Annotated in this window: 8 protein-coding genes and 1 pseudogene; all 9 read right to left on the bottom strand. The window is 72.1% G+C overall.

Going from position 1 to position 8,816, the window contains the following annotated elements:
* Window positions 1-295, bottom strand: a pseudogene (locus FM110_RS04450) (transposase family protein); the annotation flags it as partial.
* Window positions 296-1,089: 794 nt separating this feature from the next.
* A complete protein-coding gene (locus FM110_RS04445; protein WP_087103062.1) occupies window positions 1,090-1,560 on the bottom strand; it encodes an SRPBCC family protein in 471 nt (156 codons plus the stop codon).
* A 159-nt stretch (window positions 1,561-1,719) separates the two neighbouring features.
* Window positions 1,720-2,676, bottom strand: a complete 957-nt coding sequence (locus FM110_RS04440) for an NmrA family NAD(P)-binding protein (RefSeq protein WP_087103060.1) — start codon at window positions 2,674-2,676, stop codon at window positions 1,720-1,722.
* The gene (locus FM110_RS04435; protein WP_087103059.1) at window positions 2,673-3,713 is read right to left on the bottom strand and encodes an ABC transporter substrate-binding protein; all 1,041 of its coding nucleotides are present in this window, start codon (window positions 3,711-3,713) and stop codon (window positions 2,673-2,675) included. The genes FM110_RS04440 and FM110_RS04435 overlap by 4 nt, the downstream gene beginning before the upstream one ends.
* Window positions 3,714-3,890: 177 nt before the next feature.
* Window positions 3,891-4,550, bottom strand: coding sequence for an ABC transporter permease (locus tag FM110_RS04430; RefSeq protein WP_087103057.1), 660 nt, complete (start codon window positions 4,548-4,550; stop codon window positions 3,891-3,893).
* Window positions 4,547-5,239 carry an ABC transporter permease gene (locus tag FM110_RS04425; RefSeq protein WP_087103055.1) on the bottom strand — a complete coding sequence of 231 codons (693 nt, stop codon included), beginning with the start codon at window positions 5,237-5,239 and terminating at the stop codon, window positions 4,547-4,549. Before FM110_RS04425 ends, FM110_RS04430 begins: the two co-directional genes overlap by 4 nt.
* Window positions 5,236-6,159 (bottom strand): ABC transporter ATP-binding protein, encoded by a 924-nt coding sequence (locus FM110_RS04420; protein WP_087103052.1) that lies wholly within the window; start codon window positions 6,157-6,159, stop codon window positions 5,236-5,238. Before FM110_RS04420 ends, FM110_RS04425 begins: the two co-directional genes overlap by 4 nt.
* A gap of 142 nt (window positions 6,160-6,301) precedes the next feature.
* Window positions 6,302-7,525, bottom strand: a complete 1,224-nt coding sequence (locus FM110_RS04415) for a flavin reductase family protein (protein WP_087103050.1) — start codon at window positions 7,523-7,525, stop codon at window positions 6,302-6,304.
* The gene (locus FM110_RS04410) at window positions 7,522-8,745 is read right to left on the bottom strand and encodes an aromatic ring-hydroxylating oxygenase subunit alpha (RefSeq protein WP_087103048.1); all 1,224 of its coding nucleotides are present in this window, start codon (window positions 8,743-8,745) and stop codon (window positions 7,522-7,524) included. Before FM110_RS04410 ends, FM110_RS04415 begins: the two co-directional genes overlap by 4 nt.
* Window positions 8,746-8,816 lie beyond the last annotated feature (71 nt).

Here is an 8,816-nt window from a genome sequence, read left to right as displayed (position 1 = left end):
CCCAGGTCGCCTCGACCTCGACGTGCTCCTCGCTCGCGAACACTGCGTCCAGGCGCACCCGCACCAGCAGGGTCGTCGGCCGGTGCCCGAACGGCTCGTGCGCCAGTCGACGCGTGACCGTGTCCCGCGGCACGCCCTCGACACCGCACTTCCGACACCACGGGTCGTCCTCGACGACGCGGCATTCGATCGTGGCCCGATCCGGCTCGATCAGCTGGCCGACGGCGACGAGGCCGAGCTCGTCGAGGCGGCAGAACGTGGTCAGGTCAGGGGTCGCGAAAGTAGGGTGGAGCACGTCGAGGTCTTTCGGGATGGCGAGCGTGAAGAACTTCCATCATCCAGGAGACCTCGACCCCTACCCGGCCACCGACGCGCTCAACCGACTACACCCTCGTTCGTGAAGAGCCTCATTACCTGCTGAAGGTCCTCAAGCGCTCGTTCAGCTTCCATTTCGAGAAGATCTCGGGGCTGGCGCGGCCCGACGAGTTCCGAGCCGCCGTGACAGCGAGCGGTCCTGCAGTCGGATCGGTGCTCGCCGACCCCGACAAAGAACACGTGGAAGTCAAGAACATCACCACGCGCGCTCAGATCGACGAGCTCGTGCGGCTCATTCGGATGTATCAATCGCTGCTGCCGGCCGCGCCCGCAGAACCGCAGATGTGAACCGGTTCGGCCCCGCTCCACGGCTCCGGACTACTGGCAGATCAAGAACATCACCACCGAGGAGCAGCTGAGGGCGGTGCTGGAGGTGCTGGACATCCACCGGCGCGGAGTCCCCTGGCGCCAGGACGGCACCGCCAGCTGAGCCGGGCATCGGGGCGCGGCGAATCCCGTTGCGGACGCACGCGGCCAGCGGCCCGCGCGTCCAGAGGATGCAACCCACCCGAACGCGGCCAGCGGCCCGCGCGTCCAGAGGATGCAGCCCACCCGAACGCGGCCAGCGGCCCGCGCGTCCAGAAAGTGCAGTCCAGCGGCATGCGCCCCGGATTATCCGAAGCAGATGCCGCTGGACTGCATTCTCTGGACGGGAGGCCGCCCGGCTGACGGGACCGCCGGGGCGCCGGGGCCGGACGGGCATGCCCGCCTGCGTCAGCTCTTCGTGACCGCCGCGGCCAGCAGGTTCAGCGACTCCTCGAGCTGCTCCTCGCTGACCAGCGGGAACAGGGGCAGGAGCTTCGGATCGGTGACCTTCGACCAGTCATAGGTCAGCGAGACCTCGGTATCGCCCGAGTCGAGCGGCTTGAGCTCGTAGAGCCACTCCCAGCCGGGCGTCTCGTCGGCACCCTTCTCCGGGGTGGGCTTCCATCCGATCATCTTGTTGGCGTCGAAGGCGCTCACGTGGTTGTAGGTCTGGTAGTCCCCGCCCATGTGGTCGCCGGACATGTTCATCGCGAACTGCTCGCCGACCTTCGTGATGCGCTCGGTGTTCTCGGCCGAGCGGACGAAGCCGGAGCCGTCGAACTCCGGGTGGCGGGCCGGGAGCGAGAGGACGTCGAAGATGTCCTTCGCGGGGGCGTCGATCGTGCGGGTCACGGTGATGGAGGTCTGCGTCGTGGTCATGGCTCCACCGTGGAACGCCCGCCTGGACGCCGCGTGCACGTTCCCTGGACGCGGCGTCCATATCCTCAGGTCAGCGCCCGTTCTCACCCGACCCGACGGCTGATGCGGGCGAGATCCCGCAGAAGGCCTCGGCGGCGCCCTCTCGTCCAGATCCGCAGGTCAGCGCCCCGCGACGACGTTCTCGAGCGTCCTCGGAGCGCGTCCGAGCACACGGCGCACGTCGTCGCTCACGGCCGCGAGCGCACCCGAGGCGATCGCGGTGTACGTGCTGATCCACGCCTCCACCTGCCACGCAGGCGCTCCGTACCCGGCGCGCGAAGCGCGGGCCTCGGCCATCGTCTCGTCGACGTAGCGGAACTCCGTCCCCGTCGCGGCCGAGAGACGCCGCGCCACATCGTCCAGAGTGAGGGCTTCGGACCCGGTCATCTCGAGCACCTCCCCGTCCCACGGATCCGGGTCGGCGAGGCTCGCCGCGGCCGCATCCGCCACATCATCGCGGGCCACGAATGCGCAGCGCCCCTGGCCCGCGGGGCCGCGGAGAGTGCGCTCCTCCCCCGCCCACGGGATCAGGACGTCGAAATAGAAGTCGTCGCGCAGGAACGTCCAGGCCATGCCGGTGCGCTCGGCCGCCTCGCGGATCGCGGTCTCGGTGTCCCCGTGGTCGCGGGCGAGGGTGAAGGTCGCGTCCGCGCTCGCCCCGGTGAACGAGGTGTAGACGAGGTGGCGCACCCCGGCATCGGCCGCGGCGGCGACGGCGGTGCGATGCTCGCGCACGCGATCCCCACTCTCTCCCGCGGAGACGAGCAGCAGCGCATCGACATCCGCGAAAGCCGCGCGACAGGCAGCGGCATCGGCGTAAAACGCCGCGGCGACCTCGACGCGCACGCCCCCGGCCGACTCTCCAGCCTCGACCCGCTGGCGCAGATCGGCAGGCAGGCGCGACGGATCGCGGACGACGAGGCGGAGGACCGGCGCATCGGCGTCTGCGGACGCGCCGTGAGAGGTCGCGGCCGCGCCGTCGAGCGCCGCGACCTGCTCGTCGAGACGGGCCAGCACCCCGCGGGCGGCGCGGGATCCGAGGGCCCCGGTGGCACCGGTGACGGCGATGCGGGTCATGCCAGCCCCTTGGCCTGCAGCCACGCGGTGGCGATCTCGGCGGAGGCCTTCTGCTCGTCGACGCTCTGCGTGTTCAGGGCGATCAGCTCCTCGGTGCTCAGGGCGTCGGTGACGGCCTTGATGGCCGCGGCGGCCTTCTCGTCGATCCGTGACGAGACGATCGGGACGACGTTCTGCGGCAGCACCATCGACTCCGGATCCTCGAGGGTGACCAGGGAGTTCTTCGCGATCGCAGGGTCGGCGGAGTAGATGTCGGCCAGCTGGACGTCGCCGTCGACGAGCGCCTTGACGGTCAGCGGGCCGCCCGAGTCCTCGACGGGCACGAGCGAGACGTCCGCGCCGTAGATCTTCTTCAGCCCCTCGGGGCCGTAGGGACGGGTCTCGAACTCGCTGTTGGCGGCGATCTTCAGATCCTTCACGCCGGCGAGGTCCGCGAGGCTCGTCAGGGAGTTCTCCTGGGCGAAGGCAGAGGTGGTGGTGTAGGAGTCCTGGTCGGTCGCCGCCGCATGCGGGAGCGCGCGCAGAGCCTCCGGGAGGGCCTCGGCGAGCGCCTGGGCGACCTCGTCCGGGCTCGCCGCGGCGGCCTCCTTGTCGTAGAACTGCAGCAGGTTGCCGGTGTACTCGGGCAGCACGTCGATCGCGCCGGACTCCAGCTCGGGCATGTACACCTCGCGCTGGCCGATCTGGTACTGGCGCTCGACCTGGGTCCCGGTCGTCTCGATCGCCTGGGCGAAGAGCTCGGCGATGATCTCGTTGGAGTAGTAGGCCTGGGAGCCGACGACGAGCGCACCGGTCGCGCTGCCGCCGCCGTCCGAGCCGCCCGCGCTCTGCGAGGAGTCCTCGGCGAGGGGGTCGGAGTCCGAGCAGGCGGCGAGGGCCGCGACGGGCGCCAGGCCGAGCAGGCCCAGGGCGCTGCGGCGTCCGAGCGAGGCGCGGCGGGACGGCCCACCGCCGGCGACCGGGTCAGTGCGGGCGGGCAGGCCGGCGCGGGCAGACAGGGCGGTGCGGTCGGCGGGGGTCTCGTGCGGTGCAGTCATGATGCGTCCTTCCGGGGGCGGGTCAGATCGAACAGCAGGTCAGATCGAGCAGCGGGTCGGGTGAGCAACGGGTCGGGTGAGCCGGGTTCGGCACTGGGTAGGCGCCGGTCCGGCGGCGGGCAGGGGCCGACGGCGGTGCGGGGCCGACCCCGATGACCGTGGGGTCGGGGCGCGCGCTCATGCGAGGCCCCGGGGTGCGGTGAGGCGCTGAATGCCCAGCAGGAGGGCCTCGACGGCGATCGCGAGGGCGATCACCAGGAGGGATCCGCCGAGCATCTGCGGGTAGTCCTGGGTCTTGAGCCCGAGGAAGATGAAGCGGCCCAGTCCGCCGTTGCCGACGTAGGCGGCGAGCATGGCCGTCGCGATGACCTGCAACGTCGCCGAGCGCAGGCCGGTGATCAGCAGCGGCATCCCGAGCGGCAGCTCCACCCGGGTGAGGATCTGCAGCTCGGTCATGCCCTGGGCGCGCGCGGCGTCCACGGTGCGGGGGTCCACCGCCTCGCACGCCGAGTAGGCGCCGGCCAGCAGCGATGGGATCGCGAGCACCACGAAGGCGATTAGGGGCGCGAGGAGGCCGATGCCCAGCAGCAGCCCGAACAGGGTGACCAGGCCCAGGGTGGGCAGTGCTCGGGCGGCGCCCGCGGCGGCGACCGCGAGGCCGCGGCCGCGCCGGGTGTGGCCCACGAGCAGACCGATGGGCACGGCGATGAGGGCGGCGATGCCGACGCCCAGGAGCGTGTACCAGAGGTGCTCGAGCAGGCGGACGCCGATGCCGGTGGGGCCGGACCAGTGCGCGGGGTCGGTCGCCCACTGCAGGGCGAGGATCAGCTGGCTCATGCGCTCGCCTCCGCCGCGGTTGCTGCCTCGACGCCCCCGGCCCCGACGCCCCCGGCTCCGGCGCGCGTCCACGGCATGAGCACGCGGCCCGCGGCCACGAGCAGGGCGTCGAGCACGAGCGCGAGCGCCGCGGTGAGCACGACGCCCGTGAGGATCTCGGCGAGGATGCCGCGCTGGAAGCCGTCGACGAACAGCATGCCCAGGCTCGGCACGCCGAGGACGCCGCCGACCGTCACGAGCGACACGGTGGAGACGGCGACCACCCGCAGGGTCGCCAGGAGCGCGGGCCCGGCCAGCGGCAGCTCGACCTGCCAGAAGCGGGCGGCGGGCGCGTAGCCCTGAGCGGTCGCCGAGGCCAGCGCGTCGCGGCCCACGCTCGCGAACGCGCTGATCGCCCCGGGCACCATGAGCGCGAGTCCGTAGAGCGTGAGCGCGATGATGACGTTGGCGATCGAGCGGATGCCCGTGCCCAGCAGGATCGGCAGCACGATGAACAGCGGCAGCGAGGGGATCGCGTACAGCAGTCCGGAGCCGACGCCGACGACCCCGCGGAGCCAGGAGGCACGCGCGGCCAGGCGCGCCAGGGGGATCGCCAGCACGAACGACGTCAGGATCGGCGGCAGCGCCTGCAGCAGGTGCGCGCCGAGCTGGGAGCCGATGAGGCCGAGGTTCGCCAGGATCCAGCTCACGGGCGCTCCCCCGCGCGGTGCGCGCCCCCGCCGTGGGCCCGCTCCCCATCGGCCCGATCCGTGCCGGGCGAGGCCGCACCGCGCAAGGCCGCACGAGAAGGACCGGCACCGTCGTCGAGCACGCCGATCGCCGAGCCCGCGCCGTCGACCACGATCCGCCGCCCCTCGACCTCGCGCACGCGCAGCGTCCGCTTGCCGGAGCCCGCGCCGATGAAGCTGCCCACGAAGTCGTCCGCGGGGTCCGCGAGGATTTCCTCGGGCGTTCCGGCCTGGGCGATGACGCCGCCGGGTCGCAGCACGATCACCTGGTCGCCCAGGCGGAAGGCCTCGTCGATGTCGTGGGTGACGAACAGGATGGTCTTGCCGAGGTCCTGCTGGAGGCGCGCGAGCTCGTCCTGCAGCTCGGCGCGGACGATCGGGTCGACCGCGCCGAAGGGCTCGTCCATGAGCAGGATGTTCGGGTCCGCGGCGAGCGCGCGGGCCACGCCGACGCGCTGCTGCTGCCCGCCCGAGAGCTGGGCCGGGTAGCGCCCGCCGAGATCGCGGTCGAGGCCGACCATCTCGAGCAGGTCGAGGGCTCGGGCGCGGGCCTCGCGGCGGGGCGTCCCGGTGAGCACGGGGACGGTCGCGACGTTGTCGACGACCGTGCGGTGGGGCAGGAGCCCGCTGGACTGCATGACATAGCCGATGCGGCGGCGCAGGGCCACGGGGTCGACGGTCGCGACGTCCTCGTCGTCGATGAGCACGCGCCCCGACGTGGGGTCGACCATGCGGTTGACCATGCGCAGCAGGGTGGTCTTCCCAGAGCCGCTGGTGCCGACGAGCACGGTGCACGTGTGCGAGGGGATGGTGCAGGAGAAGCCCTCGACCGCGGGCGTCGCACCGCCGTAGGACTTGCCGACGTTCTCGAATCGGATCACGCGGGGCCTCCTCGCCGCGCGCCCGGTGCGTCGCGGCCCGTCTCGGGGGTGCTCACCCTATGCGAGGCCCCTGACGGACGAGCGCGCCCGTCCGCGCTGGGCGAACGGGCGCGCACGGCGCACGGACGGGCGGACCGCGCGGTCAGGCGTCGATCACCACGTCGCCCTCGGGCCGCGAGCAGCACGCGAGGATGATCCCGTCCTCGACCTCGCGCCGACGGATCCCTCCGTTGTGGCGCATGTCGACGTCACCGGCCAGCGTGCGCACCTTGCAGGTCCCGCACATGCCGTTGGCGCAGTTCGAGCGCAGGGTGATCCCCTCGCGCGTCGCCGCCTGCAGGATCGTCTCGCCCTCCTCGGCCATCACCCGCACACCGGTGCGCACGAAGGACACGGCCGGGCGCGGGTCGTCCGGGTCGCGCTCGGGCAGGCCGTCGATGTCGTCGACCGCGTCCGCGACCTCCGCCTCGGACACGGCCTCGGTGTCCCACACGGCAGGCGCCACGGCGCCCTCCTCCTCGAGCTCGCCCGTCTGGACGGTGTCGAGGAAGGACTCGGTGAAGAACGAGTTGGGGCTCACTCCCAGGGAGACGACCACGGACTTCGCGGCCTCGAGGTAGCCGGGCGGGCCGCAGGCGAAGACCTGGCGGCCGCACGCGTCGGGGACGAGGGACTCGATCACCTCCGCGTCGAGGCGCCCGGCGAGCCCCTCCCACGTCTCGCAGGGGCGATCGCCGAGGCTCAGGTGCACGCGCACGCGCGGGTCGCGCTCGGCGATGTCGAGGAGCTCCCCGGACAGCGCGAACTCCTCGGGCCGGGAGGCGTGGTGGATCAGGTCGATGGACGCCGCCCCGTCGGCCTTGTGCAGGGTCCACAGGATCGAGGCGATCGGGGTGATCCCCACTCCCCCGGCCAGCAGCAGGAAGCGGGCCCGGCGCTCGACGTCGGCCGGGTAGAAGTCGCCGAGCGGGCCCAGCGCGTCGACCGTCATCCCCGGCCGCAGGTTCTCGTGGATCCAGCTCGAGACCAGCCCCTGCGGCTCCCTCTTGACCGAGATCCGCACGACGCTGCAGTCCAGCGGGCTCGACGAGATCGAGTAGTTGCGCTCGCACGGCGTCCCGTCGGGGCCGGCCGGCACCGAGATCGATAGGTACTGCCCGCTGCGGAACGCGAGCGGCTTCCCGTCCCGGCGCCGCATCGTGAAGCTGACGATGCTCGGGCTCTCCTGCACCCGCACGAGGCACTCGAGCGCGAGCTCCGCGGGCGGGTCGGGCACGGGGCTGGTCCCGAGCACCCAGGGCATGCGGACGCCCCGGTCCGGGCGCGGCGGCACCTTCGTCCGGTGGCGCGCGGCGGCCTCCGTCATCCCAGGTGCTCCTGCATCCGGGCGGTCCACCAGGTCAGGAAGCCGTCGACGAGGTGCTCGCTGGGCATGTAGCGGCCGGGGACGTAGGCCGGGTCCGACACGCCGCGGTGGGTCATCTCGACGAACGCCGCGTCCTGGAGGTTGGTCTCCCGCCACACGTGGGCCAGGGAGTCCGGGTAGTAGTCCTTGCCCTCGACCGCGTCGTCGGCCACGAGCCAGGTGGTGCGCACGAGGGTGCGGTCCACGTCGATCGGGAAGACCGCGAAGGTGACGATGTGGTCGCTGAGGAAGTGGAACCAGCAGTTGGGCTGCAGGTGGAGCGTGAGATCCCCCAGCCGGAAGTCGGGCAGGTCGCCGAGCAGCTTCTGGCTCAGGCGGTGGCCCGAGGCGGAGAACGACTCCCCCTCCCCGTCCATGGCGATCCGCTCGATGCGCACGCCGGCCTCGCGGGAGGCGACCTCCTCGATGAGGCGATAGGGCAGCCCGTAGCGCTCGCAGCGCTCCTCGAGGCGTCCCTGGGCGCTGAGCATCCGGACCCAGTCGTCGCGGTGGTGCTCGGGCACCTGCTCCTCGGTCATGCCGAAGGTGGGGAACAGGGAGCATGCGAGCTCGGGATGGCCGTCGCAGTGGTAGCACTCGCGGTTGTTCTCCATCGTGAGCTTCCAGTTGCCGTTCTCCACGAGGTCCTGCCGGACGGCCACCTTCGTCGAGGTCATCTCGTGGGGCGCGAAGTACGGCTCGACCATCTCCATGACGGCGTCGAAGTCCTCCGGCGGCTCCTGCGCGAGGCACACGAAGATCAGCCCCGAGACGACCTGGCAGTGGGCACGGCGCAGGCCCAGGCAGCCGGGGTCGAAGTCGGGACCGCCGCCGGCGGCGTGGAGCAGGCGGCCGTCGCTCGCGTAGGTCCACGAGTGGTAGGGGCACACGAGGTTGCCGGTCGATCCGCGGGCGTCCTGGAGCACGCGGGCGCCGCGGTGGCGGCACACGTTGTGCAGGACGCTGATCTCCTCGTCGTCGCCGTGCATGACGATCAGCGAGAAGCGGCCGACGTCGATCGTGACGTAGTCCCCGGGCTCGGGGATCTCGGCGACGGTGGCCGCGAAGAACCAGTGCCGCCCGAAGATCCCCTCGATGTCGTGGGGGAACATGTCGGGGTCGGTGTAGAGGGGCGCATCGAGGGACTGGCCGGGGATGCGCTCGGCGAGGAGCTCCCGCATGGCCTCGCGGGCCTCGGCGCGGCGGCCTCCGTCATCCCAGGTGCTCCTGCATCCGGGCGGTCCACCAGGTC

The organism is Brachybacterium nesterenkovii, assembly GCF_900163655.1.
Taxonomy (GTDB): Bacteria; Actinomycetota; Actinomycetes; order Actinomycetales; family Dermabacteraceae; genus Brachybacterium; species Brachybacterium nesterenkovii.
This window is presented reverse-complemented; position numbering and strand designations above follow the sequence as displayed.

What these genes read in the sequence shown, in the direction of transcription:
- FM110_RS04445 (WP_087103062.1), bottom strand. Translation starts at nt 1,560, where the DNA reads ATGACCACGACGCAGACCTCCATCACCGTGACCCGCACGATCGACGCC.
- FM110_RS04440 (WP_087103060.1), bottom strand. Translation starts at nt 2,676, where the DNA reads ATGACCCGCATCGCCGTCACCGGTGCCACCGGGGCCCTCGGATCCCGC.
- FM110_RS04435 (WP_087103059.1), bottom strand. Translation starts at nt 3,713, where the DNA reads ATGACTGCACCGCACGAGACCCCCGCCGACCGCACCGCCCTGTCTGCC.
- FM110_RS04430 (WP_087103057.1), bottom strand. Translation starts at nt 4,550, where the DNA reads ATGAGCCAGCTGATCCTCGCCCTGCAGTGGGCGACCGACCCCGCGCAC.
- FM110_RS04415 (WP_087103050.1), bottom strand. Translation starts at nt 7,525, where the DNA reads ATGACGGAGGCCGCCGCGCGCCACCGGACGAAGGTGCCGCCGCGCCCG.
- FM110_RS04410 (WP_087103048.1), bottom strand. Translation starts at nt 8,745, where the DNA reads ATGCGGGAGCTCCTCGCCGAGCGCATCCCCGGCCAGTCCCTCGATGCG.